Origin of the sequence: Novosphingobium rosa NBRC 15208 (assembly GCF_001598555.1) — a bacterium.
In the GTDB taxonomy this organism is placed as follows: Bacteria; Pseudomonadota; Alphaproteobacteria; order Sphingomonadales; family Sphingomonadaceae; genus Novosphingobium; species Novosphingobium rosa.
On sequence record NZ_BCZE01000060.1, the window covers coordinates 1 to 25,201 of the forward strand.

Annotated in this window: 22 protein-coding genes; 12 read left to right on the forward strand and 10 right to left on the reverse strand. The window is 66.2% G+C overall.

Going from position 1 to position 25,201, the window contains the following annotated elements; translation table 11 throughout:
- The 3 genes from SR3_RS20960 to SR3_RS20970 all read left to right on the forward strand — a co-directional run.
- Nucleotides 1-329: hypothetical protein (locus tag SR3_RS20960; protein WP_218018864.1), on the forward strand; the 329-nt coding region annotated here is incomplete at its 5' end.
- 11 nt (nt 330-340) lie between these two features.
- Nucleotides 341-1,375 carry a LacI family DNA-binding transcriptional regulator gene (locus SR3_RS20965; protein ID WP_068090363.1) on the forward strand — a complete coding sequence of 345 codons (1,035 nt, stop codon included), beginning with the start codon at nt 341-343 and terminating at the stop codon, nt 1,373-1,375.
- 161 nt (nt 1,376-1,536) lie between these two features.
- Nucleotides 1,537-3,042, forward strand: a complete 1,506-nt coding sequence (locus SR3_RS20970; protein WP_407668189.1) for an MFS transporter — start codon at nt 1,537-1,539, stop codon at nt 3,040-3,042.
- A gap of 1 nt (nt 3,043) precedes the next feature.
- On the opposite strand, the gene SR3_RS20975 is transcribed toward SR3_RS20970, so the two are convergent.
- The gene (locus SR3_RS20975; protein WP_084455782.1) at nt 3,044-5,560 is read right to left on the reverse strand and encodes a sensor domain-containing phosphodiesterase; all 2,517 of its coding nucleotides are present in this window, start codon (nt 5,558-5,560) and stop codon (nt 3,044-3,046) included.
- A 205-nt stretch (nt 5,561-5,765) separates the two neighbouring features.
- On the opposite strand from SR3_RS20975, the gene SR3_RS20980 reads away from it, so the two are divergent.
- From SR3_RS20980 to SR3_RS20990, 3 genes are all read left to right on the forward strand, one after another.
- Entirely contained in the window at nt 5,766-6,740 is a 975-nt protein-coding gene (locus tag SR3_RS20980; protein ID WP_068090367.1) for a ligase-associated DNA damage response exonuclease, read from the forward strand.
- A gap of 2 nt (nt 6,741-6,742) precedes the next feature.
- Nucleotides 6,743-8,335: a cisplatin damage response ATP-dependent DNA ligase gene (locus SR3_RS20985; RefSeq protein WP_068090369.1), complete on the forward strand. Its 1,593-nt coding sequence runs from the start codon at nt 6,743-6,745 to the stop codon at nt 8,333-8,335.
- Nucleotides 8,336-8,458: 123 nt separating this feature from the next.
- Nucleotides 8,459-9,337, forward strand: coding sequence for an ADP-polyphosphate phosphotransferase (locus tag SR3_RS20990; protein ID WP_068090370.1), 879 nt, complete (start codon nt 8,459-8,461; stop codon nt 9,335-9,337).
- A 99-nt stretch (nt 9,338-9,436) separates the two neighbouring features.
- Here SR3_RS20990 and SR3_RS20995 read toward each other — a convergent pair whose 3' ends face one another.
- Entirely contained in the window at nt 9,437-10,294 is an 858-nt protein-coding gene (locus SR3_RS20995) for an aldo/keto reductase family oxidoreductase (protein ID WP_068090372.1), read from the reverse strand.
- A gap of 95 nt (nt 10,295-10,389) precedes the next feature.
- Between SR3_RS20995 and SR3_RS21000 the strand changes: the two genes are divergently transcribed.
- The gene (locus SR3_RS21000) at nt 10,390-11,310 is read left to right on the forward strand and encodes a LysR family transcriptional regulator (protein ID WP_068090374.1); all 921 of its coding nucleotides are present in this window, start codon (nt 10,390-10,392) and stop codon (nt 11,308-11,310) included.
- Between the two features lie 65 nt (nt 11,311-11,375).
- Nucleotides 11,376-12,032: an HAD family hydrolase gene (locus SR3_RS21005; protein WP_068090376.1), complete on the forward strand. Its 657-nt coding sequence runs from the start codon at nt 11,376-11,378 to the stop codon at nt 12,030-12,032.
- A 29-nt stretch (nt 12,033-12,061) separates the two neighbouring features.
- Here the strand turns inward: SR3_RS21005 and SR3_RS21010 are convergent, their stop codons facing one another.
- The 3 genes from SR3_RS21010 to SR3_RS21020 form a co-directional block, all read right to left on the reverse strand.
- On the reverse strand, nt 12,062-13,015 hold the full coding sequence (locus SR3_RS21010; RefSeq protein ID WP_245654031.1) for a DUF4198 domain-containing protein: 954 nt from the start codon (nt 13,013-13,015) through the stop codon (nt 12,062-12,064).
- A gap of 11 nt (nt 13,016-13,026) precedes the next feature.
- On the reverse strand, nt 13,027-13,518 hold the full coding sequence (locus tag SR3_RS21015) for a DUF2271 domain-containing protein (RefSeq protein ID WP_068090377.1): 492 nt from the start codon (nt 13,516-13,518) through the stop codon (nt 13,027-13,029).
- A gap of 238 nt (nt 13,519-13,756) precedes the next feature.
- Nucleotides 13,757-14,215: a cupin domain-containing protein gene (locus tag SR3_RS21020; protein WP_157099011.1), complete on the reverse strand. Its 459-nt coding sequence runs from the start codon at nt 14,213-14,215 to the stop codon at nt 13,757-13,759.
- Between the two features lie 169 nt (nt 14,216-14,384).
- Between SR3_RS21020 and SR3_RS21025 the strand changes: the two genes are divergently transcribed.
- Nucleotides 14,385-15,779 carry a hypothetical protein gene (locus SR3_RS21025; RefSeq protein ID WP_157099012.1) on the forward strand — a complete coding sequence of 465 codons (1,395 nt, stop codon included), beginning with the start codon at nt 14,385-14,387 and terminating at the stop codon, nt 15,777-15,779.
- Here SR3_RS21025 and SR3_RS21030 read toward each other — a convergent pair whose 3' ends face one another.
- Entirely contained in the window at nt 15,780-16,694 is a 915-nt protein-coding gene (locus SR3_RS21030) for an SDR family oxidoreductase (RefSeq protein ID WP_068090381.1), read from the reverse strand. It lies immediately after the preceding gene.
- 98 nt (nt 16,695-16,792) lie between these two features.
- Between SR3_RS21030 and SR3_RS21035 the strand changes: the two genes are divergently transcribed.
- Nucleotides 16,793-17,680 (forward strand): helix-turn-helix transcriptional regulator, encoded by an 888-nt coding sequence (locus tag SR3_RS21035; protein WP_068090382.1) that lies wholly within the window; start codon nt 16,793-16,795, stop codon nt 17,678-17,680.
- Nucleotides 17,681-17,710: 30 nt separating this feature from the next.
- Here SR3_RS21035 and SR3_RS21040 read toward each other — a convergent pair whose 3' ends face one another.
- Nucleotides 17,711-18,616, reverse strand: coding sequence for a LysR family transcriptional regulator (locus SR3_RS21040; protein ID WP_068090383.1), 906 nt, complete (start codon nt 18,614-18,616; stop codon nt 17,711-17,713).
- 111 nt (nt 18,617-18,727) lie between these two features.
- On the opposite strand from SR3_RS21040, the gene SR3_RS21045 reads away from it, so the two are divergent.
- Nucleotides 18,728-19,717 (forward strand): aldo/keto reductase, encoded by a 990-nt coding sequence (locus tag SR3_RS21045; RefSeq protein WP_068090384.1) that lies wholly within the window; start codon nt 18,728-18,730, stop codon nt 19,715-19,717.
- Nucleotides 19,718-19,782: 65 nt separating this feature from the next.
- Here SR3_RS21045 and SR3_RS31500 read toward each other — a convergent pair whose 3' ends face one another.
- The gene (locus SR3_RS31500; protein ID WP_157099013.1) at nt 19,783-19,956 is read right to left on the reverse strand and encodes a hypothetical protein; all 174 of its coding nucleotides are present in this window, start codon (nt 19,954-19,956) and stop codon (nt 19,783-19,785) included.
- A gap of 397 nt (nt 19,957-20,353) precedes the next feature.
- On the opposite strand from SR3_RS31500, the gene SR3_RS21050 reads away from it, so the two are divergent.
- The gene (locus SR3_RS21050) at nt 20,354-22,693 is read left to right on the forward strand and encodes a TonB-dependent receptor (RefSeq protein WP_068090386.1); all 2,340 of its coding nucleotides are present in this window, start codon (nt 20,354-20,356) and stop codon (nt 22,691-22,693) included.
- Nucleotides 22,694-22,877: 184 nt separating this feature from the next.
- On the opposite strand, the gene SR3_RS21055 is transcribed toward SR3_RS21050, so the two are convergent.
- The gene (locus SR3_RS21055) at nt 22,878-23,525 is read right to left on the reverse strand and encodes a ParB-like protein (RefSeq protein ID WP_174549173.1); all 648 of its coding nucleotides are present in this window, start codon (nt 23,523-23,525) and stop codon (nt 22,878-22,880) included.
- A gap of 14 nt (nt 23,526-23,539) precedes the next feature.
- Nucleotides 23,540-25,141, reverse strand: a complete 1,602-nt coding sequence (locus SR3_RS21060; RefSeq protein ID WP_281198738.1) for a SulP family inorganic anion transporter — start codon at nt 25,139-25,141, stop codon at nt 23,540-23,542.
- Nucleotides 25,142-25,201: the final 60 nt, after the last annotated feature.

The window sequence follows — 25,201 nt, forward strand, 5'->3', positions numbered from 1 at the left end:
AAGGAGGCGCCCTGCCACCAGTGCGAGGCCGTATCGGGAAGGGTCATGCGTGGTGGTCCTTGGAAGCGGGAATGCAAACACCCGTCGACAGCGGCGATAAGCGCCTGCGCCACGACATCTGCGACATGATCGAATATCCCCCCGGAATGGCCCGCCCGTTTGGCGTGGCGCTGTTGTCTGATCGGGGCGGCGTCGCCCTGTTGATCGCCTTGATACAGCGCGCTTTAGTCGGCTTTGAAGATGGTATACGTATACGCATGGCAGAGCAGGCATCGGCGTGTGGCGCGCGTGGCCCATTTCCCTCAGGGGAACCGGCGAAGGAACGATAGGGAAGACGGCGATGAGCCAGCGGGGATCGGGCAAGCCCACCAGTTTCGACATTGCCTATCTGGCGGGGGTCTCCCAGCCCACGGTCAGCCGGGCCTTGCGGGGCAGCCGCGCGATCAGCGCCGAAACCCGCGCCAGGATCGAGGCCATTGCGCGTGAGCTGAACTACACGGTCGACAAGAACGCCTCTTCGTTGCGCTCGCAGCGGGCCAACACCATCGCCCTGCTGTTCTTCGAAGACCCCACGCCCGATGAATCGAGGATCAACCCCTTCTTCCTCGCGATGCTGGGGGCGATCACGCGCCAATGCGGCAAGCGCGGGCTGGACCTGCTGATATCCTTCCAGAAAATGGAGGATGACTGGCATACGCGCTATCAGGACAGCCACCGCGCCGACGGCATGATCCTGCTCGGCTATGGCGATTATGCGCTCTACGAGCAGCGGCTGACCGGGCTGGTGGCGCAGGGCACGCGCTTTGTGCGCTGGGGCTCGGTGGGGCCTGACACCATCGGCGCCACGGTGGGCAGCGACAATTTCGGCGCAGGAGCCATGGCGGGCGAGCATCTGATCGCCAGGGGCCGAAGCCGCATCGCCTTTCTGGGCCAGGCCGACGAGCATTATCCCGAATTCGCCGAGCGCTACCGGGGCCTGCTTGCCGCGCAGCATGCCGCCGGTCTGAAGCATGATCCGGCGCTGCAAGTCGATGCCTACACCACCGAGGACGATGGCTACGGCGCCGCCATGGCGCTGATCGAGCGGGGCACGCGTTTCGACGCCATTTTCGCAGGGTCCGACCTGATCGCCATCGGCGCGCTGCGGGCGCTGGCCGCCAAAGGCCTGCGCGTGCCCGAGGATGTCGCCATCGTGGGTTTCGACGATATTCCCGCCGCCGCCATGACCAGCCCGCCGCTCACCACGCTGGTGCAGGATTTGCGCGGCGCGGGCGAATTGCTGATCGACACGCTGCTGGCCCAGATCGAGGGCCGCCCCCTGCCCTCGCCCATGTTGCCCGCCCGGCTGACCGTGCGGCGCAGCAGCGGAGCCTGAATTCACGGCCCCGATTTCTTGGCATCGTATTCGTATACGTGATTGCTCAAATCACGGCTCCATGCGACCGCAACCAAGGCATCGTGCGAAAAAGTGGGAACCGGTTTTTCGCAAAAACGATGCGACAACAAAAACACGAAGCCGATCAAGGGAGACGGGGGTTGGAGGATCATATCGCGCAGCATGGCGCAGCAAAGCCCCGTCTGGGCTGGCGCGATCTGGGAAACATCAGCTTCGGCTTCTTCGGCATCCAGATCGGCTTTGCGCTGCAGAACGCCAATATGAGCCGGGTCTTCCAGTCGCTGGGCTCCAATGTCGACGATCTGGCCGCGCTGTGGGTGGCCGCCCCCCTCACCGGCCTGCTGGTGCAGCCGGTGATCGGCCATTTGTCGGACCGGACATGGCTGGGTCGCTTCGGGCGCCGCCGCCCCTATTTTCTGGCCGGAGCCATTCTGGCCGCGCTGGCGCTGGCGGCGATGCCGCTCAGCCATGTGCTGATCGGGGCGGCTCTGCTGCTCTGGCTGCTCGATGCCAGCCTCAACATCTCGATGGAGCCGTTCCGCGCTTTCGTGGGCGATATGCTGGGGCGCGATCAGCATACGGCGGGCTATGCGGTGCAGACGGCCTTTATCGGCGTGGGCGCGGTGGTCGGCTCGCTGTTTCCCAGCGTGCTGGATTGGGCCGGTGTGTCCAATGTGGCGCCCGCCGGGGAGATCCCGGCCACGGTGCGCTACAGCTTCTGGGCGGGCGGCGCGGCGCTGCTGGCCTCGGTGCTGTGGACGGTGCTGAGCACGCGAGAATACTCCCCCGCGCAGATGGCCGCTTTCGGAGAAGCTCATGACGCCCCCGCCCCCGACGCGGCTCTGGCCCGCCGCAACCCCGCCGCCGCGCTGATCTGGCTGGCCGCCGGGGGCCTGCTGGCGCTGCTGGTGGCGCATTACGCGCTGGCCAAGGAGCTCTATCTGCTCGCCGCGCTGCTGGGCGCCTATGGTCTGGCCTATGCCGCCGCGATCCTGATGGCGCGGGCCGGGCGGCCCAACATGCTCTCCAGCGTGGTGGGCGATTTTTCGGGCATGCCGCCGCTGATGAAGCGCCTCGCGCTGGTGCAGTTCTTCAGCTGGTCGGCGCTGTTCGTGATGTGGATCTATTCCACGCCGATCGTGGCGCAATATGCCTTTGGCGCCAGTGATCCGGCCAGCCCCGCCTATCAGCAGGCCGCCAATTGGGTGGGCCGCCTGTTCTCGATCTACAATGGCGTGGCGGCGATTGCCGCGCTGGCATTGCTGCCCTGGCTCTCGGCGCGGATCGGCAAGGCCAGGACCCATGCGCTCAGCCTGTGCTGCGGGGCGGCGGGCTTTGCCTCCTATCTGGTGATCCGTTCGCCCGAAGCCTTGCAGCTGGCTGAAATCGGCATCGGCATCTGCTGGGCCTCGATCCTGGCGATGCCCTATGCGATCCTGGCCTCCAGCCTGCCGCAGAGCAAGCTGGGGGTTTCCATGGGCCTGTTCAACGTCTTCGTGGTGGTGCCGCAGCTGCTGGTCGCCACGGTGATGCGCAGCGTGATGGAGGCCTTCTTCCCCGGCCAGCCCGTTTACACCATGGGTTTTGCCGCCGCCACGCTGCTGATCGCCGCCGGGGCCATGCTGACAGTGCGGACGGAAAGCTGAATCAGGCCGGAACCCGCGCCGGCATGACCCCCTTGCTGGCGGGAAAGCGCCCCAGCGCCTTGGCCGAGATCGGGTGGCTGAAGAGATAGCCCTGCAGATGGGTGCAGCCCAGAGAGACGAGCAGGCCCATCTGCTCCTCATTCTCCACGCCCTCGGCCACCACGGCCATGCCCAGCTCCTGCCCCAGCCCCACCACCGCCTGCACGATGGCGCGGGCCGCGCTGGAGGTGGCGATGTCGTTGATGAAGCTCTTGTCGATCTTCACCTTGTCGAAGATGAAGCGCTGGAAATAGCTGAGCGAGGAATAGCCCACGCCGAAATCGTCGATCAGGATCTGGATGCCCAGCGCGCGCAATTGCTCCAGCTGGGCGAAGGTGCGATCCACATCGCGGATCAGCAGACCCTCGGTCACTTCCAGCTGCAGGCGCTGCGGCGCCAGACCCGACACATCCAGCGCCTCACGCACCGTGGCGATCAGCCGGTTGGAAAGGAACTGCAAGGGTGACAGGTTCACGGCCACGCACAGCGGTTCGGGCCATGTCTGCGCATCGATGCAGGCCTTGCGCAGCAATTGCTCGCCCAGCGCATCGATCAGGCCGTATTCCTCGGCCATGGGGATGAAGATGTCGGGCCGGATCGGGCCGCGATCGGGATGGGTCCAGCGCGCCAGCGCCTCGGCGCTGGTGACCTCCCCGGTCTGGGTGCAGATCAGCGGCTGATAGGCCAGCGCGATCTCGCCATTGGCCACCGCCTGACGCAGATCGCGCGCCACGCTGCGCCGGTCCTGCGCGGCGGCATCCATGGCGCTGTTGAAGAAGCACACGCCCGACCGCCCGTTCATCTTGGCGCGATAGAGCGCCAGATCGACATTCTCGCGCAGATGTTCGGTGGTGGCGCCGTCCTCGGGCATCAGCACCACGCCGATCGAGGCGCCCAGATGCGCCACGCCGCGTTCGGTGACGAAAGGCGCGCCAAGGCGGCGCACAATCGCATCGGCGACATGGGCCGCCCGGTCACGCAGGTTTTCGCCGGGCAGGATGGCGAAGAATTCATCCCCGCCGATGCGCGCCACCCATTCCGCGTCGCCGACCACAGCGGTCAGCCGCTCAGCCACCTGCACCAGCACCGCATCGCCCACCGGATGGCCGAACATGTCGTTCACCGCCTTGAAGCGGTCGAGATCGATGCTGAGCATGGCGAAGGGCGCCCGCTCCTGCACCATGCGGTGAATGCGGTCGGTGAAGCTGGCACGGTTGAGCAGCCCGGTCAGCGTGTCGTAATGGGCCAGGCGCAGCACCTCGGCCTCTTGCTGGCGGATCTGGGTGACATCCTCGGAAATGCCCAGAATATACTGGCCGGACCGGTCCGGACCGTCGATCAGCTTGCGGATGGTGCGCAGATGGACGGTCTCGCCATCGTCGCGCACGAAAGCGCTTTCGAAGATATGGGGACCGTCGGAAGCGGCGGCGGCGCTGTCGCGCGCCTCGTAACCCGCGCCATATTCGGGGAAGAGTTCCAGATCGGTGCGGCCCACCATCTCGGTGGCCTCGCGCCCGATCACTTTCTCACCCGCCTGATTGACGACCAGATAGCGGCGGCTTTGCACATCCTTGACGAACAGCATCGCCGGCAGATTGGTCACCACATTGGCAAGGAAGGCCTTGGCATGCTCATGGTCGCGCTGCAGCGCCTTGCGGTGGCCAATGTCGCGCAGGATCGCGGCGATGCCGCCCGCATTGCCCTGCACCCATGGCGCCACGGTGAGTTCGACCGGAAAATCGGCGCCATCGGCGCGGCAGGCCAGCACCTCGCGCCGTGACGCTGTGGCGCCGCCTGGCTCGGGCAGGCCGCCGGGCAGCATCAGCGCGATGCCATGGCCCAGCACATCGCGGGCGGCATGGCCGAACATCGCCTCCGCCGCCGGGTTCCAATAGACGATCTTGCCCTCCGCATCGACCGCCAGCACTGCGTCTGAGGTGGCATCGACCACCTTGACGGCGATCTCGCCCATGCGGTTGAAGCGCCGCGCCTCGATCAGATCGGTGGCCAGCCGGGCCAGATCGGCCAGCAGGCCAAGCTGGGCCTCGTCGAGCCCTGCGCGCGCCCGCGTATCGAAAACGCAAAATGTGCCAAGGCAATGCCCCGAGGAGACGATCAGCGGCACGCCCGCATAGAAGCGGATGCCATCCTCTGCCACGACATGGGGATTGTCGCAGAAGCGCGGGTCGAGCGTGGCGTCGGGCACCACCAGCGTTTCGCGCGCGGCCACCGTATGGATGCAGAAGGCCACATCCAGCGGGGTTTCCTCGAAGGGAATGTTGTGGCGCGACTTGTACCACTGGCGCTTGTCATCCAGCAGGCTGACCGCCGCGCATGCGACACCCAGAGCGGCGGCGGCCAGCCGCGTCAACTCGTCGAAGTCGCTTTCGGGCGCGGAATCGAGAATGCCCAGCCCGGCAAGCACGTTGAGCCTTGCCCGGTCGCTGCAGGCGAGTTTTGGAGCGTTGGAGAGGTCCATGCCCGCAGGCTAGCAGCATGCCCTTTACGCTTGGATCACAGGCCATCCGTTCATAATAAGTGGCAACACCTATGTTATGGGAGGGAAGTGACAACCATCCTGCCCCGCAGACTTCCCCGGAACGAGACGCCTCCGCAATGCTTTGATACACCAGAACCGAAGCCGGAAGGATTTGATTTTGGCAGCATCCTCATGGATCAGCCCCATGCCGCAGGGCCTCTATCTGCCCGGCGCGGATGTCTGGGTCGACCCTTCCGTGGCGGTGGGCCGGGCGCTGGTCACCCATGGCCATGCCGATCACGCACGCGGCGGCCACGGGGCCACCATCGCCACGCCCGAGACGCTGGCGATCATGGCGCTGCGCTATGGCGTGGCGGAGGGTGCGCATCCCCTGCCCCTGCGTGAACGGCTGGATCTGGGCGACGGCATCACCGCATGGCTGGCTCCGGCGGGGCATGTGCTGGGCTCGGCGCAGGTGGTGCTGGAACGGCAGGGCGAGCGGGTGGTGGTGACGGGCGACTACAAGCGCCGCCCCGATCCCACCTGCCTGCCCTTCGAGCCGGTGCCCTGCGACATCCTCGTGACCGAGGCGACCTTTGCCCTGCCCGTCTTCATCCATCCCCCCATCGCCGGAGAAATCGCCCGCCTGCTTGAGGCCCGCGCCGCCAACCCAAAGCGCTGCGTGCTGGTGGGCGCCTATGCCCTGGGCAAGGCGCAGCGGGTGATCGCGGAATTGCGGCTGGCGGGCTACGATGCCCCGATCTGGCTGCATGGCGCGATGGAGGCGATGTGCCGCCTCTATGGCGAGTGGGGCGTCGATCTGGGCGATCTGCGGCTGGTGAGCGAGGCGAAGAAGGAGGCGCTGGAAGGCCAGATCATCCTCTCCCCGCCCTCGGCGCTCAATGATCGCTGGAGCCGCCGCCTGCCCGAGCCCATCACCGCCATGGCCTCGGGCTGGATGCGGGTGCGCCAGCGCGCGGTGCAGCGCAATGTCGAGCTGCCGCTGGTGATCTCCGACCATGCCGACTGGAACGAGCTGACCGCGACCATCCGCGAACTCTCGCCCGCCGAGACATGGATCACCCATGGGCGGGACGATGCGCTGGTCCATTGGTGCCAGACGCATCAGTTGAAGGCCCGCCCGCTCGATCTGGTGGGCTATGAGGATGAGGACGATTGAGCGTGGAAGATTTCGCCAACCTCATCGACCGGCTGATCTACACACGATCGCGCAATGGCAAGCTGGATCTGATCGCGGATTATCTGCGCGAAGCTTCCGATACCGATGGCGGCTGGGCGCTGGCCGGGCTGACGGGCGGGCTGGATTTTCCCGCCGTCAAGCCTGCCGCCATCCGCACGCTGATCGGGCAGAGGGTCGATCCGGTGCTGTTTGCCCTGTCGCGCGATTATGTCGGCGATACGGCGGAAACGGTCAGCCTGCTGTGGCCCCAACCCGGTGCCCCCGCCGCGCCGCCGGGGCTGAGTGAAACCGTCGTCGCCCTGCAGGCTATGACGTGCGGCAGCGTCCAAACCGATTTGGCCGCGCTGCTGGACCGGCTGGATGCCAAGGGGCGCTTTGCCTTGCTCAAGCTGGCGACGGGGGCCTTGCGCATCGGCGTCTCCGCGCGGCTGGCCAAAACGGCGTTTGCCCAGGCCTTCACCCTGCCTCTGGATGACGTGGAAGAGGCGTGGCACGCGCTGGAACCGCCTTACGCCGAGCTCTTCGCCTGGGCGCGCGGGCAAGGGCCGAAACCCGACGCCGCGCATCGCCCGGTGTTCCGCGCCTTTATGCTGGCCCATCCGCTGGGGGACGAGCAGGTCGATCTGGCCGATTATGCCGCCGAATGGAAATGGGATGGCATCCGCGTGCAACTGGTCCGCATGGGCGGGCAGACGCGGCTCTACAGCCGGGGCGGCGACGACATCACCGCCTCCTTCCCCGAGGTGGCCGCCGACTTCACCCGCGATGGCGTGCTCGATGGCGAGCTGCTGGTGCGCGGCAGCCATCAGGGCGGCGAGGAAGGCGGCGCGGCCAGCTTCAACGCCCTGCAGCAGCGTCTTGGCCGCAAGCAGGTCAGTGCGCGCATGCTGGAGGACTATCCGGCCTTCGTGCGCCTCTACGATGTGCTGTTCGATGGCGGCGAAGACCTGCGCCCCCTGCCCTGGCACCAGCGCCGCCAGCGGCTGGAGGCGATCATGCCCCACCTGCCCGCTTCCCGCTTCGACCTCTCGCTGCTGATCGAGGCGGCGGATTTCACCGCCCTCTCCCTGCTGCGCGACGGCGCCCGCGATGCCGCCATCGAGGGGGTGATGCTCAAGCGCCGCGACAGCGCCTATAGCGCCGGGCGCCGCGTGGGCCTGTGGTACAAATGGAAGCGCGATGCGCTCACCGCCGATTGCGTGCTGATGTATGCCCAGCGCGGGTCGGGCAAGCGCTCCAGCTTCTATTCCGACTACACCTTCGGCTGCTGGACCGCCCCGCCGGAGCAGGGCGGCGAGCTGGTGCCGGTGGGCAAGGCCTATTCCGGCTTCACCGACGAAGACCTCAAATGGCTCGACAGCTTCGTGCGCCAGCACACCACCAACCGCTTCGGCCCGGTGCGCGAGGTGGAGAAATCGCTCGTCTTCGAGGTCGCCTTCGATTCCATCCATGAGAGCAACCGCCACAAATCCAAGCTGGCAATGCGCTTCCCCCGCATCGCCCGCATCCGCCGCGACAAGCCCGCCGCCGAGGCCGATCTGGTCGCCACCCTGCAGGCCATGATCCCGCACTGAGCGACAGATTGAGCGGCAGGGCGCCACGGGCACGCGCCATCCGCCGCGCAAGCCTCTTGCCCAACTGCCCGCAACCGGCAATCCTGCCTTGCTTTCCCTCCTCCCAACCGAAGGGCATCGCTTATGAAAATTCGCCTCAAGGATTATCGCATTGCCCCGGGTGAGGAGGTCGATCTCAAGAAGCGCAAGACGCTGGTGACGCCCGTCTACCACTCCAAAGAGCATTATCAGGAGGTGCTGGCGGATCATGTTTCCAAGCTCAGCGACCTGCAGCAGCGCCACTATGCCGACAACAGCCATGCCGTCCTCGTCATCTTTCAGGCGATGGATGCGGCGGGCAAGGATGGCGCGATCCGCCATGTCATGTCGGGCATCAACCCGCAGGGCTGTCAGGTGTCCAGCTTCAAGCACCCCAGCGCCGTGGAAGCGCAGCATGACTTCCTGTGGCGCGCCGCCGTCAAACTGCCCGAGCGCGGCCAGATCGGCATCTTCAACCGGTCCTATTACGAGGATGTGCTGGTGGTGCGCGTCCACCCCGAGATTCTGAAAGCGCAAGGCTTCCCGGTGGAGCGCCACAAGGGCGACGCCCTGTGGGAGGACCGTTTCCGCTCGATCCGCGATTTCGAGCGCCACCTCCACGCCAACGGCACGCGCATCGTCAAAATCTTCCTGCACCTCTCCAAGGAGGAGCAGCGCAAGCGCTTCCTCTCGCGCATCGACGAGCCCGACAAGAACTGGAAGCTCAGCCCCTCCGACGTGGAGGAGCGCAAGTTCTGGAAGGACTATCGCAAGGCCTATGAGGCCGCGATCTCCGCCACCAGCAGCGCCGATGCGCCATGGTATGTCGTGCCCGCCGACGACAAGGAGAATGCCCGGCTGATCGTCTCGCAGATCGTGCTGGATCTGCTCGACGGGCTGAAGCCGCACTTCCCCAAGGTCAGCGCCCAGCATGAGGCCGAGTTGCAGGCGATCCGGGCGGATTTGATCGGGCAGAGGGAGTGAAGGTTTTTAAGTGAGAGAATGCGAGGGCCATCGCCCTCGCGCTCCCTTGAGTGTCTTCGTTGCGCTCAAACCTAATCGTTCGGCACGTGTTCGCAGCTTTTAGAGGTCCAGCTTCGCAAGAAGCTCCGGGGTCAACTCCAGCTGCGCCGCCGCCAGATTTTCCGACAGATGGTTCAGGCTCGAGGTGCCCGGAATCAGCAGCAGATTGGGAGAACGCGCCAGCAGCCATGCCAGTGCCACCTGCATCGATGTCGCCCCGATGCTCTGGGCCAGCGAAGCCAGAGCATCCGACTGGATCGGCGTAAACCCGCCCAGCGGGAAGAAGGGCACATAGGCAATGCCCTGTGCCGCCAGATCCTCCACCAGCGCCTCATCCTCGCGGTGGACCAGATTGTAGAGGTTCTGCACGCAGACCACCGGCGCAATCGCCTGTGCCTGTTTCACCTGATTGGCCGTCGCATTGCTCAGCCCCAGATGGCGGATCAACCCCTGCTGCTGCAAAGCGGCCAGCGCCGTGAACTGCTCCTCCAGCGGGCCTTCGGAAGGCGCATGCACATCGCCCATCAGCCGCAGATTGACCACATCGAGCACATCCAGCTTCAGATTGCGCAGATTGTCATGCACCGCCTGGGTCAGCTGCTCCGGGCTCTGCGCCGGGTTCCAGGATGCGTCCTCGCCGCGCAGCGCGCCCACCTTGGTCACGATCACCAGATCGTCGGCATAGGGATGCAGCGCCTCGGCGATGATCTGGTTGGTCACATGCGGGCCATAGAAATCGCTGGTGTCGATATGGTTGACCCCGGCCTCGATGGCTGCGCGCAGCACCGCCAAAGCCTGCGCATGATCGCGCGGCGGACCGAACACGCCCGGCCCGGCCAGCTGCATCGCGCCATAGCCCATGCGGTTCACAGTGCGATCGCCCAGCTTGAACGTGCCGGCTTGTGCAAGATTGCTCATCAGATGCCTCCTCTTAAGGTTGTGTTTGTTATGGACTCACGGGCGGCGATCGATAAGCCGGGTTATTCGCAACAGCTTGTTCGGAATTTCGTACAATGGCGCTGGAACTGGATGACCTCTCGGCCTTTATGGCCGTCGCCCGCGCCGGAGGCTTCCGCGAGGCCGCCCGCACCAGTGGCCTGTCGGCCTCGGGCCTGAGCGAAGCGCTCAAACGCCTGGAAACGCGGCTGGAGGTGCGCCTGCTCCACCGCAGCACGCGCAGCATCTCCCTCACCGAAGCGGGCGAGCGCCTTTTCGCGCGCCTCACCCCCGCGCTGGCCGAGGTCAGCGCGGCTCTGGAGGCCGTGCAGACCCGCAGCGACCAGCCCGCCGGCACGCTGCGCCTCAACGTGCCTGCCAATGTCTCGCGCACCGTGCTGCCGGGCATCCTGCCCGCTTTCCTGCGCGCCCATCCCCAGATCCGGGTCGAGGTGACGGTGGAGGACAGCTTCGTCGACATCCTCGCCTCGGGCGCCGACGCGGGCATCCGTTACGAGGAACGGCTGGAGCAGGACATGATCGCCGTGCCCATCGGCCCGCGCCAGCAGACGATCGTCACCGCCGCCGCCCCCGCCTATCTGGCCGAACATGGCACGCCCACCCACCCGCGCGAACTGCTCCATCACGCCTGCATGCGCGGCCGTTTTTCCAGCGGCAGACTGGCCATCTGGGAGTTCGAAAAGGGTGGCGAAGTGCTGCACCTCGATCCCACCGGCCCTCTGGTGATCCAGCCGGGCCTCGCCTGCGACCTGCTGATCGATGCTGCCGTGGCCGGTCTCGGCGTGATCCATCTCTTCGAGGACTGGCTGGCCCCGCATCTGCGCAGCGGCGCGCTGGTGCGCTTTCTGGAAGACTGGGACCAGCCCTTCTCCGGCCCCATGCTTTACTACTCGGGCCGCCGCCATCTGCCGCCGCCCTTGCGCGCTTTCATCGATTTTATCCGCGCCCGCCCCGAATCCCGGCCAGATCAGCGCTGAACCATGGCCACCCCGGCGCAAGCGCGGTATCCCGCCCCCACGCAGATCACCACGGCTGGAGCAGCATGACCGCACTGATCTTCGATTTCGACGGCGTGATCGCCGACAGCGAGGCTCTGGCCAACATCGTGCTGGCCGAGGAAATCTCGGCTCTGGGCCAGCCCATTAGCTATGACGACGCGCTGGACCGCTACATGGGCCAGCGATGGCACGATCTGGCGGCCTTGATCGCGGCGGATGTCGGCGCCTGCCTGCCCAGGGGTTTCGCCAAAAAGCTGATGGTCAACACGCTGACGCGCTTCCGCTCGGACCTGATCGAAGTGACCGGGGCCACCGCCTTCATCCGGCGCTTCGCCGCGCTGCCACGCTGCATCGCCTCCTCCAGTTCGGAGGAACGGCTGGATGTCTGCCTTGAGGTGCTGAACCTCTCCGATCTTTTCACGGATCGCGTGTTCAGCGCCGATCGTGTCGAAAGAGGCAAACCCTACCCCGATATCTTCCTGCATGCCGCGCAGCAGCTGAACGCCGCACCCGAAGACTGCATCGTGATCGAGGACAGCCCGTCAGGCGTGAAGGCAGGCACGGCGGCAGGCATGACGGTGATCGGCCTCTGCGCCGGATCGCATATCCGCCCCGGCCATGACGAACGCCTGCGCGCCGCCGGAGCCGCCCATATCGCCCACAGCTGGGACGAGGTGGCCGCCATCGTGGAGCAGGCCTGAAGCCGCACCCCACGATGGCCTCGCCATCCTTACGGCGTCGCCACTTCCAGCGTGACGGCGCTCATCATGCGGCGGCTTTCCGCGCGCTTTTCGTCGGGCTTCTTGTCTTCGGCCTCGGCGCCGATCCAGTAGAGACCCGCGCTCGGCCACTTTATGGTGACGAGCCCCTGCTTGTCGGTCGTCAGCGTCAGGGCGTCGGTCTGCTCGCGATAGCGGTCGCCATCGGCGATGACGGTCACCTTGACACCGGCAGCGGGCTGACCGTCGATCAGATAGCGGAACTGCGCGGGCTCGCCCATGGCCACCGCATTGGGATGGGTGACAGGATCGAACTCCAGCCCCTTGCCCTTGGGCTTGAGCGGGCTGGGCGCGCCCTGGGTCACAAAGGTTTCGGTGGTGCTGACGGTCTCGGTCAGATGCACATCGGTGGCGTTCTCGGGGATATCCGCCAGCGCCAGCGGCGGCACGCGACCGGGGCCGCCGGGGCCGCCCGGACCACCCTGACCGGGGCCACCCGGGCCGGGGCCACCTTCAGGACCACGCCCGCCTTCGCCACCCGGACGCCCCTCGGGCCCCGGACCACCCGGCCTCTGCCCCGGAGGCGGACCGCCACGGCCACCCACGCGGCGCTCCTGCCCGTCGATCTTGACGGTGCCCATCACCATGGTCTGCGCGGAGAGGATGCGCCATGTGCCATCCTGATCCAGCTTCAGATCGAACACCGAGCGGAAGCGCTGCTGCAGCGCATTGGCCAGCGTGCCCGGCGTGCCATCGGGCTTCTCCACCTTGATCGTGGCCAGCGCCACCGGGCGGTGATCCAGCTGGAACAGATGGTCCGCCCCCGCCGCATCGAAGGTGACGATGTTGTTGTTGCCCGCCAGGCTGGTGCTGGACGGCTTGATATAGGTGCTGTCGGCCAGAGCGGGCACGGCGGTGCCCGCCAGCAGGGCCGGAACCAGCGCGAAAGCGATTCTGCGCATCATCTGCCCGCCCCTCACTTGGCCGCCACCACGACAGCGCCAACCTCTGACTTGCCCGAAGCCTTGCCTGCGGGATTGGGGATCGAAACCGGTACGCTGACCAGCTCGCGCCCGCCATGCTCGCGCGCCACCTCGACGTTGAAGACATAATGCCCCGGGGCCAGATCATTGGGCAAAGCAATGGTGTAAGTGCCCGGCGCGCGGGTCGCGCCGCTCACGCCATCGGCGGGCAGCTTCATCAGGCGCCCGGCCTTGCGCCACCACGAGCGCAAATCGCCCAGCCATTTGGTGCCCGGCTCATTGCCGCCCTTCTTGAGATCATACCACACGAAGAGGCTGCGCGGCGCGCCGCCATTGGCGGGCTCGATCCAGCCCGCCACGTAAGGACGCTTATACTCGGCCAGCGACATGCGCGGCAGGGTGACCGAAACGGTGCTGGCCGCGGCCGAAGAGGCAAAAGGCGCCGACAGCGCGCCCGCGATCAGGACAAAGGAAGCAGAACGCACGGAAAGCCTATCCTTTCGGGAACAAAGAGAAAAACGGGCGCCTCGCTCCGGCTCCGCCCACACCACATTCTGCCCGCCCATCGGGCAGCAGCATGCGGACGCAAGGCTTCGGACCGGAAAGAATGATGCCCACCCGCGAGAATTAACGCGAATGATTAGCAATTACAACTTTATCTCGTGTAATCTTCTCGCGCGAAAGGTGTCGCAGCTGATACAAGTGATGGCTTGAGCGCAGCTCTTATGGCCTGGGCGGGGCCCGGCGGATCGCGGTGGAGATAAAGACCACCGGCTCCTTGCCCCGATTGACCCATTCATGGCTGACCCCGCCAGAGGTCACGATGGTGGAGCCGGGGCCATAGTCTCGGGGCGGCTCGCCCGCGCGGTTCTGAGTCAGCGTGCCGGACAGGATGCGCACGATCTCGGGAAGATCCTTGTGCGAATGCAGCGCCCGCCCCGTGCCCGGCGCGACGGTGAACAGGTGCTGGGTGAAGAGAAAGCCCTTCATCTGCGGAAACTCCGCCCCCAGATCCACGCTGGCGGTCAGATCGCCCGCCGCGGCGTCGGGCCAGCCGGCGCTTTGCGCGGCGGGCGATGTGGCCGCGCCTTGCGCGGCGGGTGACGCGGTCGCGCCTTGCGCAGAGGGCGACATGGCAACGCAAACGACCGGCAGCAGACAGGCGGAAAGGATCGAACGCATGGACATGCCCTCCTCAACAGGCCGGATCTCTGCCCGGCACGGGCGCACCATAGGCCACCGCGCCGCATGCGCCAGCGCAATTGCGCAACCCCGCGTTTACTTTCACAAGCTTAGGACTGGTCCTCACGCCGCGCCATCATGCAGCGCCTTCGCTTCAAGGGGAATGTTCGTGCCCGCCTTCACCACCCTCAAGCTCCTGATGCGGATCGGCTCCGCCCTGCTGCTGGGGGCAACTGCCACGCTCGCCCAGGCCGCCCCCGCCCCTCAGCCTCAGACCCCGGCCCAGCACGCCGACCGGCTCTACCCTTTCTATATGCCGATGACCGGCCTGAAACGCCCGGCGGTGGTGCTTCAGGTGAAATGCGATGCCTCGCGCGCCGCCCGCAAGGAGGTCTATGCCGGGCGCGATGCCGCCTCGCTCTATGGCCGCGTGGAGGGCGGCTTCGAGTTCATCTATGAGGCGCTGGACCATGAAGGCAAGCCCTGCGTCTATCCCTTCGCGCCGTGGATGCCGCAGATCATCGGCAATCTGCAGGGCACGCAATATATCCTGCGATCCTCGATCCCCGGGCGGCAGGTGACCTTCCGCGATTCCGGCGAATGGGCGGGCATCGATCTGCGCCTCTTCGAGATCGGCAAGCAGCGCATCCATTTCGAGATGCGCGACATCGCGCTGGATTTCCCCGGCTCGATCCAGCCGCAGGGCGCGCTTCATCTGGAGGCGGCGGGCGGCACGGCGCCGGGGCTGTTCACCGCCGTGGTGCGCCGCTCGCGGCTTTATGGCGGCAAGAACGCGCTCTTCGTGCCGAGCGGCCAGACCATGCTCTATGTCGAGGACAGCGATGTTGCGGGCAATGTCGGCACGCAGGTGGACCAGCAGCATTCCACCTATATCAACGGCATTCTGGTCTCTCACCTGCGCAACTCAAGCTGGCATGGCGACCGGGCATGGAAGAATGTCGCCAGCGGCCATCAGCTGAAGGACAAGGCCTATCTGCGCATCTATGAGAATGTCACGGTCTCCAACCAGCCCAACGACACGCCGCCCTCGGCGATGCCGCTGATCGACGCTTCGGCCTTCGGCTTCACCTGGGCGGAGAATCTGCACCTCAAACGCATCGCCCCGCTGCAGGAGCCGCGCGACGCGCTGGTCGATCTGCGCAGCGAAATCATCTATGGCGCGCCCGGCAACTACCCATGGCCGCTGCTGGCCACGCCGAACTGGCGCATGCCCGCCAATCCGCTGTCCGCGCTGGACAAGGTCTATCTCTCGGTCTTCCTCAACACCACGGTGGAGAGCTTCCGCAACGAGCCCTTTGTCTTCGCGCTGAGGCCCACCGGCAACCGCATGGAGCCGGGGGCCTCGGGCGTCTGGGGCAGCGAGGACACCACGCCCGCCCAGCAGCGCGCGGTGTCTCTCGCCTTCAACACCAGGGGCAATTTCCAGCGCGTCTATGGCAAGGAGGGGTGGACCTTCGCCAACCCCAACCTGCCCCAGACCGACCGCTGGGTGCTGGATCACGATGCCTTTATCCGCCACGCGCTGGGGCTGATCGGGCGGTGATTATCCCGCGAAAGCGGCCTGATAATCCATGGCTTTCAGATCCTCGATCATGCCGGGGCCCTTGGGGGCCCAGCCCAGCGCGGCGCGGGTGATCGCGCTGGAGGCGGGCATATCGAGCGCGGCGAACATCGCCATCCAGCCGAAATGCTCCGGCGCTTGCTCAGTCGTCAGCGAGACGACCGGCAGGCCCAGCCCCTCGCCCAGCACTTCGGCGATGGCGCGGGCGGAGATGCCTTCCTCGCCCACGGCGTGCCAGCGCGCGCCGGGCGTGCCGCCGTTCAGGGCGTGATCGATGGCCAGACGATAGAGCAGCGCCGCATCATCGACATGCCCCGCCGGCCAGCGGTTGGCGCCCTCGCCCACATAGGCCACGCGGCCCTGCGCCTTCGAGATCGCCACCAGCGGCGAGATCAGCCCCTGCCTTTCGGGATTGTGGACCTGCGGCAGGCGCATCACATCGACATGCACCCCGGCCTCAAGCAGCGCCTGCCCCGCCTGCTCGGATGCCGCGCGCGGGTTGGGATGGCTGTTGTCATAGACGTCCTCGGTCGCGGGCGAGCCATCGGCATGGCTGCCCAGCCCCGTGCCCGAGGTGATCAGCAGCGGGCGGTTCGAGCCTTTCAGCACCTCGCCCATGGCGGCGATGGCCACGCGGTCCTTCTCGCAATTGGCGACGAAGTTGGCGAAATCATGGTCGAAGGCGGTGTGGATCACGGCATCGGCCTGCTCGGCGCCGCTTTGCAGCGTGGCCGGGTCTTCCAGCGTGCCGCGATGCACCTGCGCCCCGGCCTGTTCCAGCGCTTGCGCGCCGCTGTCGGAGCGGGTGAGGCCCAGCACCTGATGCCCGGCGGCGATGAGTTCGGGGACGATCCGCGATCCGATAAAGCCGGTCGCTCCAGTCAGAAAGATACGCATGGGGGGCTCCTGTCTTGTCCGGAGGGTGATTTCGGCCTAAATGGCTTCCTGTTAAAGTAGTGACTTTATCGTGGTATAATCCTCAACAGGATCGCGGCATGGCTTCCGATGCAACAACGCCCGATGGCGAAACCGGCAACGCACCCCACAATGCCCTGGGCGGTTTCCTGCGCGACCGGCGCGCGCGGCTCGATCCGGCCAGCTTCGGCTTTGCCACCGGGCGCCGCCGCACCCCCGGCCTGCGCCGCGAGGAGGTCGCTCAACGCGCCAACATCAGCGCCACCTGGTATACCTGGCTGGAACAGGGGCGCGGCGGGGCGCCTTCCGCCGATGTGCTCAACCGCATCGCCTCGGGCATGATGCTGACCGAGCCCGAGCGCGAACATATGTTCATGCTGGCGCTGGGCCACCCGCCCGAGCCGCGCTATCGCGAGGTGGAGGGCATCACCCCGCGCCTGCAACGCGTGCTGGACGCCATGGTGCTGAGCCCGGCCATCATCCGCACCGCCACCTGGGAGGTGATGGCGTGGAACGAGGCCGCCGCCGCGCTGCTCACCGATTATGCCACCCTGCCGCGCAAGCAGCGCAACATCCTGCGCCTGATGTTCTCCGACGCGCGCATCCGCGATGCGCAGGAGAACTGGCTGAGCGTGGCGCGCTATGTGGTGGGCGCCTTCCGCGCCGATGCCGCGCGCGCCGGCGCGGGCGAGGAAATCCGCCAGTTGGTGGAGGAACTCTCGCAAAGCAGCCCGCTCTTCGCCGAATTGTGGCGCGGCAGCGATATCGCGCCGACGCATGGCGACGGCACCAAGCGCATCCGCCATCCCGAGATCGGGACCATCGAACTGGAGTTCTCCAATTTCGCGGTGGAGGGCCGCTCCGATCTCAACATGATGGTCTACAACCCCGCCACCCCCGAGGGCGTGGAGCAGGTGCGCCACCTCATCGCGGCGCGGGCGCGGCAGCGGGAAGCCGAAACCGCCTGAGCCTCAGCGCGCCGCGACTGGCGCCGGGAATCAGCGCAAGGTCCGATTGGCCGCCACGAAGAAATCGATAAAGGCGCGCACCGCCGGGCGCATCCCCCTGCGGCTGGAATGATAGAGGTAGAAGCCGGGGAACGTCCCGCAATTCTCGGGGAAGAGTTCGATCAGGCGGCCTTCGGCGATGTGACGGGCGATGCGGCGCTCATAATGGAAGGCGATGCCGCTGCCGTTCAGCGCGGCCTCCAGCATCAGATCGTCATCATTGGTGGTGATGGTTTCGCTGAGATGCGGCAGGGTGATCTCGGTGCCGTCACGCTCCACCTCCCAGACATAGAGCAGGCCGCTGCTGAAGCGGCGGCGGATGCAGCGGTGATGGGCCAGATCGTCCAGACTGGCCGGGCGGCCATGGCGCGCCAGATAGTCGGGCGAGGCGACGATGGTGAAGCGCATCGGCGGGCTGAGCATCACCGCGATCATATCGGGCCGCAGCGCCTCGCCCAGCCGCAGGCCCACATCGAAGCGGTCCGCCACGATGTCGACGAAACGATCCTCCACCAGAATCTCCAGCGAGACTTCGGGAAAGGCGCGCGAGAAATCCCCCAGATGCGGCTTGAGCAGCATGGTGCAGGCCGATTGCGGCGTGGTGATCCGCACGCGGCCCGAAGGCTCGTCGCTGGTTTCGACGGCATCGCGCAGGCCCTGAGCGATATCCTCCATCGCCGGATCGAGGCGGGCGAACAGGCGCTCGCCCGCCTCGGTCAGAGCCAGGCTGCGCTTGGTGCGGTTGAGCAGCCGCACCCCCAGCCGCTCCTCCAGCAGGGCCACGCTGTGGCTGACCGCCGAGGGCGACATGCCCAGCGCGCGGGCCGCGGCGCGAAAGCCGCCCCGCCGCGCCACTTCGGCAAAAAGGCTGAGATGGGGAAGATGTTCCCGGGTCATGGGGCCCTTTCAGTGTGCAATCGAGACGAACAGCATGTGCTTGATAGTGCGACTGGGCAGCGCAGGCCAGAGGGCTAGAACGGGCGCCGGTTCTTCAACGGGAGCAAGCATATGCAACAGCGTCAATTGGGTCAGCTTTCGGTCTCGGCCGTGGGCCTTGGCTGCATGGGGTTCACGGCGGTCTATGGCGGGCATGAGGAAAAGGCCTCCATCGCCACGCTGCACCGCGCGGTGGAGCTGGGCGTCACCCTCTTCGACACCGCCGAGGTCTATGGCCCCTACGACAATGAGCAGATCGTGGGCCGCGCCCTGCGCCCCTTCCGCGACACAGTGACCATCGCCACGAAGTTCGGCTTTGCCATCGGTGAGGAAGGGATCGGTTTCCAGCGCGTCACCGGCGTGAATGGCAGCCCGGCGCAGGCCCGCAGCGTGGCGGAGGCCTCGCTCAAGCGGCTGGGCGTCGATGTGATCGATCTCTATTATCTGCACCGCCCCGATCCCGCCACGCCGATCGAGGAGACGGTCGCCGCGATGGCCGATCTGGTGCGCGAGGGCAAGGTGCGCGAGATCGGCCTGTCGGAGGTGTCGGCGGGGCAGCTGCGCCGCGCCCATGCCATCCACCCCATCGCCGCGCTGCAGAGCGAATATTCGCTCTGGACCCGCGATGTGGAGCGCGACATCCTGCCCGCCTGCCGCGAACTGGGCATCAGCTTCGTGCCTTACAGCCCGCTGGGGCGCGGCTTCCTCTCGGGGAAAATCCGGGGCGCTGAAGATTTCGGCGAGAATGATTTCCGCGCCGCTCAGCCGCGTTTCACCGGAGACAATCTGGCGGCCAATCTGGCGCTGGTCGACCGGTTGCAGGCCATGGGCGAAGCTCGCGGCGTGAGCGCGGCGCAGCTGGCGCTGGCCTGGGTGCTGGCTCAGGGCGAGGATGTGATCCCCATCCCCGGCGCCCGCAGGATCGAGCATCTGGAAGCCAACATCGCCGCCGCCGATCTGGTGCTCGCGCCGGACGATCTGGCCGCCATCGGCGCCGTGATGGCCGATGTTCAGGGCCCGCGTTATGGCGAAAGGGAAATGTCCATCGTCGGGCGGGACTGATCCTCAACACCAGCCGACAGGGGGCGCCGCGAGACCATCGCTGCGCCCCTTTTGCCTGTCGGCTCTCAAGCGATGCGCGCCAAAGGTCCGGCAGAGGCATGATCCGCATTGGCGATCTTCCAAAGCGCATCCACCGCCGCCGAGACATGGATCGCGGGCATCCGCAGCCCTTCCGCATCCAGATCGCTCATCACGGCTTCGAGCCGTTCGATATGCCGTGCCAGTTTTTGATCGTCCATAAATCCTCCTTCACATCAGGGCGGGCATAGCGATCCGGGCTTGAGCGTTTCTGAACGCATTGTCAGGATCGATCCATTACAGAGGCAAAAGCGCATCAAAATATCCGCAATGGAGATATTATCTCTGCGCAAGTTGCGGAGCGCTTGTCACAGTAACGGTTTGCACAGGGTGTGATCCTGCACTCTTCCGGCACGTAACGCCTCCATGCACCGCAACAAAAAGATGCGCGCGTGCAACACTGTGGCAGGAAATGCACCTTACCAACCCCAATCTGTGTAAACTTGTCCAAAAACTGTCATATACGCCCCCTAATCGCAGGCATCGATCTTTGCGGTCGGACTCTTCCAGGCAGCAACTGCCCGCGAAAGACAGATTTTTTACAGGGGACCACCACTGATGACCTTCACCCGCTCCGCGGCCCTCGCGGCTGCCAGCATGCTTGCGCTCGCCTGCGCGCCCGCCTTTGCCGAGACCGCCGCAGCCCCCGCTGCCGACGCTGGCGCAGACGCTCCGGGCGACATCGTGGTGACCGCGCAGCACCGCAAGGAAAGCAATCTGACCGTGCCGATCACCCTCTCGGTGGTCAGCAACGAGCAGATGAGCGACTATGCCTCGGGCGGCGGTGATACGCTGATCAAGCTGTCGGGCCGTGTGCCCAGCCTCTATTCGGAATCGACCACGGGCCGCATCTTCCCGGTCTTCTTCATCCGCGGCCTGGGCAACATCGACTTCTACCTCGGCGCCTCGCAGCCGGTCTCGCTGATTCAGGACGATGTGGTGGAAGAGCATGTCGTGCTCAAGTCCAACCCGATCTATGACGTGGGCGATATCGAAGTGCTCAAGGGCCCGCAGGGCTCGCTCTTCGGCCGCAACACCACGGCGGGCATCATCAAGATCGCCAATGCCGCCCCCACCCCCGAGTGGAAGGCCCATGCCACCGCCAGCTGGGGCACCTACAACAGCGTCAACGTGGAAGCCGGTGTCGGCGGCCCGCTGAATGCCGACAAGACCCTGATGTTCCGCGTTTCGGGCCTGTACCAGCACCGCGACAACTGGATCAGCAACAATTATCAGGGCGCCAGCGACGATGGCACCGTGCCCGGCAAGAACGTCATGGGCGGCTTCAACGAGCGCGACGGCCGCCTGCAGCTGCTGTGGCAGCCCGATGCCGACACCAGCGTGAAGCTGGAAGGCCACTATCGCCATTACGACGGCAGCGCGACGGTGTTCTACCGCCAGTCGGTGACCCAGGGCAGCACCAACCCCACGCCCGGCCTGAACCTGCGCGCGGTGAACTATGCCGAGGGCCAGAACAACCCGCAGGCCTATGACACCCATGGCGAGCAGCTGAAGGTCGAGCACAAGTTCGGCACCGTCACGCTGACCTCGATCTCGGCCTATGAGCATGTGCAGGGCTACAGCCGTGGCGACACGGACGGCGGCGCGGCCGCTGCCTATGGCGCCAACGCCCCGTACTGCGTGGCTTCGGCCGCCAACCCCTATGCCGGTTGCGGCGAATCGATGGGCCGCGTGGCCGGTCTCGACCAGCTGACTCAGGAAGTCCGCCTGTCGAGCGCCGACAATGGCAAGTTCAAGTGGCAAGTCGGCGGCATCTACTTCGACTCGCGTGACAACACGCAGTTCTATCAGCGCGCCTTCTTCCTGCAGAACAACGCGCTGGGCACCGCCCCCAACCCCAACAACTGGGTGCAGCTGCACAACATCAACACCAGCTGGGGCCTGTTCGGTCAGGCGACCTACAACCTGACCCCGGCCTGGAGCGTGACGGGCGGCGTGCGCGTCACCAACGACACCAAGAGCACCGCGCTGACCACCCCGCCGCGCACGGTGACGGGCGCCTCCACCTTCCCCGCCACGGCGCCGACCTATGTCCGCATGTCGGACACGCAGCCCAGCTGGGATATCGCCACGCTCTATCGCCTGGACGATCACACCAGCTTCTACGCCCGCGTGGCGCGCGGCTTCCGTGGCCCCACCATTCAGGGCCGTTCGGCGGTGTTCAGCTCGGCCTTCACCACCGCCAAGTCGGAAACCAACACCTCGTATGAGGCCGGCCTGAAGAGCGTGCTGTTCAACAACCACGGCCACTTCAACCTCACCGGTTTCTACTACAAGGTGAAGGACATCCAGCTCAACGGGCAGGACAGCAACGGCAGCGGCGTGCTCTTCAACGCCAAGCAGGCGCAGGGCTACGGCGCGGAAGCCGAGTTCGACGTGCGCATGCAGAACCTGACCTTCAACGCAGGCCTCTCGCTGCTGCACACCGAGGTGAACGATCCCAACGTCTACGCCCAGGTCGGCGCGGTGGGCGGCGTTCCGGCCACCACCATCCTGAACCCGCGCGTGACCACGGCGGGCGGCGTCTTCGCGCAGATCAACGGCAATCCGCTGCCCGACGCGCCGAGCTACAACCTGAACCTTGGCCTGCGCTACGATCTGCCGGTCGGCCCGGGCAAGTTCTTCGCCTCCACCGACTGGACGGTGCAGGGCAAGATCTCGCTCACGCCCTACACCACGGTGGAATACACCACCAATGGCACCTTCGAAGGCGCGGTGCGCGCCGGTTACGAGTGGAAGAACTACTCGGCATCGGTCTTCGTGCGCAACCTGACCAACGAGCGTAACCTGATCGGCGTGCTGGACACCAACTGGTATCGCGCCGGCGCCTACAACGATCCGCGCATCATCGGCGTGACGCTGTCGGCCAAGATGTAATCCCGGTTACATTCGGATCATGAAGGGGGGCTTCCAACCGGGAGCCCCCTTTTTCTTTACCCATTATGCGGCCGCATCGCTCTTGCGAAAAACCGGTTCCCACTTTTTCGCGCGATGCTCGATCAATGTGCGGTCGCATCGCTCTTGCGAAAAACCGGTTCCCACTTTTTCGCGCGATGCTCCGTCAATCCTCCTCGCCGCCATGGTCGGGTCCGGCATAGCCCGGCAGATAGGATGCTTCGGGAATGCGGGCCAGTTCGATGCCCTTGACCAGCGCCTTGTCGAACTTGCCTTCGATCTGGCCACGCTTGATCCGGCTGCGGAAGTAATCGGCCCAGAGAAATTCGGTGTAGGGCGTGGGGCTCTTGGCATAGCCGCCGCCGCGCCTCACCTCGCCCGCCAGCGAGCGGTAGGGATCGTCCACCAGCTTGCCGACATGGCGGGGCAGATCCTTCCAGTCGCGCCGTTCGCCGTCTTCGTCATAGGGGTGCAGCCAGTTGTGGCTGTCCATAAAGGCGAAGAAGCGCTTTTTGGGCAGGTGCTGCAGCTTGGCGATCACCGAAACCAGCACCTTCTCCTCCCCCGCCTCATGCAGGGCGAGCGCCAGATGATGGTGATCGACCAGCCAGTGCAGCCCGTCCGGCCCCACCACCGTGGGGATCATATGCGTGCCGAGGAAAGCGCCGCCCTTGCTTTCGGCCCTGGCCTTCAGCTTCTCCCAGGCGTCGCGCTTGCGCTTCACCTCATGCATGCCCACCGTCATCTGGGTGGGGCGCAGATCCTTGATCGGCACAGCATGCAGAACGGGTTCGATCGGGTGAGACAAGGCCATGGGTTTACGTCCCCTCAGGTTTGAGCTTGCTGCACAGCGTCTGCCACGCTGTAGGCGGAATGGCTGGCCAGATCGCCAAGCCCGGCGGCCACCAGCACATCGCGCACCCGGTCATGCGCGCGGGCCAGCACCAGCTTTTTGCCGATGGCGGAAAGGCCCTGCGCGAATTCCGACAGCGCATCGATGGCCGTGCTGTCGAGGTCATTGCTTTCCTCGAGGCTCAGCACCACCAGCGGGGCCTTGCTGGCGCGGGCGAGCTGGTCGATGGCGCGCAAGGTGCCCTCGGCGTTGGCGAAGATCAGCGGGGCGTTCGGACGGAAGATGGCCACATCGAGCGGCGCCTGGGCGTCCTCATGCCGGGCGATATCGACGAAATCATGGCTCTGGCCGATGCGCCCCAGCGCGCTGATCGAGGGATGCGCCAGCGCATAGAGCAAATGCCCCACCGAGAGCGCAATCGCCGCCAGCATGCCGTTGAGCACGCCCAGCAGCAGCACCCCCAGCGCGGCGGCCAGGGCAATCCAGCCATCGCGCCGGATCTGGAACAGCCGCCGCAAAGGCGCGGGAGACAGCGCATGGGTCAGCGCCGCGATCACCACGGCGGCCAGCACGGCCTCGGGAATGCGCGCGATCCAGCCCGAAGCAAACAGCGCCAGCAACAGCACCGCCACCGATCCGGCCGCGGCGGCGATGCGGCTGGTCGCCCCCGCCGCCTCATTGGCGGAACCGGCGGAGAAGCCGGCCCCCACCGGCATGCCCTGCGCCACGGCGGCGGCCAGATTGGCGAGGCCCAGCGCGCCCAGTTCGCGGTCGGCATCCATCGGGTCGCCGTGTTTCAGGGCCAGCGAGCGCATCGTCCCCCAGCTTTCGGCGAAGAGGATCAGCGCAATCGGCGCGGCCAGCTGGAACAGGCGCGGCAGAAGGCTGAGCGGCGGCAAATCGATGCTCGGCATGGTCAGCGTCACCGGGCCCGCCAGAGCGATATGCCATAGTTCCGGCGCGGCGGTGGAGCCCAGCACGATCCCGCCAAGGATCACCAGCAGCGCGCCGGGTATTTGCGGCAGACGGCGCAGCGCCAGAATGGCCCCCAAAGCCAGCAGGCCAATGGCGGCGCTGGGCAGGTTCACGCGCGGCAAAGCCGCGATCAGCCCCGGCACCATCGTCCAGATCGGGCCGCCCGGACTGTGGACGCCCAGCAGAGGCGGCAGCTGTTTGAGAATGATGGTGATCGCCAGCCCAAAGGCAAAGCCATGCAGGACCGGGCGCGAGATGAAGGCCGAAAGGCTGCCCAGCCGAAACGCCGACAGCACCAGAAAGATCACCCCGACCAGCGCCACCAGCATCGTCGCCAATGCGCCGCGATCGACGCCCGCGGCCAGCTCATTGGTGGCGAGGCCTCCAATAGCCGCCGCCAGGATCGCCGCCGAGGAGGAGGTGGGCGAGACCACCGCGAACCGGCTGCGCCCGGCCAGCGCATAGGCAAGGCCCCCGGCGATGCCCGCCGCCAGCGCGCGCCCGGGCGGCAGCCCTGCAAGGCCCGCATAGGCCACGCCCTCGGGCAGCATCAGCCCGGCCACGGCAAGGCCCGTCAGCAGATCACGCGGATTGAGCCGGATAAGCCTCCCCCCTTCTTATTCGAAGGCGAGTGTGGCGCGGGACGACGCGCAAGCCAAGCC

Coding starts and splice junctions, on each gene's coding strand:
- SR3_RS20965 (WP_068090363.1), top strand. CDS start 341: ATGAGCCAGCGGGGATCGGGCAAGCCCACCAGTTTCGACATTGCCTAT.
- SR3_RS21055 (WP_174549173.1), bottom strand. CDS start 23,525: ATGGCCTTGTCTCACCCGATCGAACCCGTTCTGCATGCTGTGCCGATC.
- SR3_RS21050 (WP_068090386.1), top strand. CDS start 20,354: ATGACCTTCACCCGCTCCGCGGCCCTCGCGGCTGCCAGCATGCTTGCG.
- SR3_RS21045 (WP_068090384.1), top strand. CDS start 18,728: ATGCAACAGCGTCAATTGGGTCAGCTTTCGGTCTCGGCCGTGGGCCTT.
- SR3_RS21005 (WP_068090376.1), top strand. CDS start 11,376: ATGACCGCACTGATCTTCGATTTCGACGGCGTGATCGCCGACAGCGAG.
- SR3_RS21020 (WP_157099011.1), bottom strand. CDS start 14,215: ATGCGTTCGATCCTTTCCGCCTGTCTGCTGCCGGTCGTTTGCGTTGCC.
- SR3_RS20980 (WP_068090367.1), top strand. CDS start 5,766: ATGCCGCAGGGCCTCTATCTGCCCGGCGCGGATGTCTGGGTCGACCCT.
- SR3_RS21000 (WP_068090374.1), top strand. CDS start 10,390: ATGGCGCTGGAACTGGATGACCTCTCGGCCTTTATGGCCGTCGCCCGC.
- SR3_RS20995 (WP_068090372.1), bottom strand. CDS start 10,294: ATGAGCAATCTTGCACAAGCCGGCACGTTCAAGCTGGGCGATCGCACT.
- SR3_RS21010 (WP_245654031.1), bottom strand. CDS start 13,015: ATGATGCGCAGAATCGCTTTCGCGCTGGTTCCGGCCCTGCTGGCGGGC.
- SR3_RS31500 (WP_157099013.1), bottom strand. CDS start 19,956: ATGGACGATCAAAAACTGGCACGGCATATCGAACGGCTCGAAGCCGTG.
- SR3_RS21040 (WP_068090383.1), bottom strand. CDS start 18,616: ATGACCCGGGAACATCTTCCCCATCTCAGCCTTTTTGCCGAAGTGGCG.
- SR3_RS20975 (WP_084455782.1), bottom strand. CDS start 5,560: ATGGACCTCTCCAACGCTCCAAAACTCGCCTGCAGCGACCGGGCAAGG.
- SR3_RS21030 (WP_068090381.1), bottom strand. CDS start 16,694: ATGCGTATCTTTCTGACTGGAGCGACCGGCTTTATCGGATCGCGGATC.
- SR3_RS21035 (WP_068090382.1), top strand. CDS start 16,793: ATGGCTTCCGATGCAACAACGCCCGATGGCGAAACCGGCAACGCACCC.
- SR3_RS20990 (WP_068090370.1), top strand. CDS start 8,459: ATGAAAATTCGCCTCAAGGATTATCGCATTGCCCCGGGTGAGGAGGTC.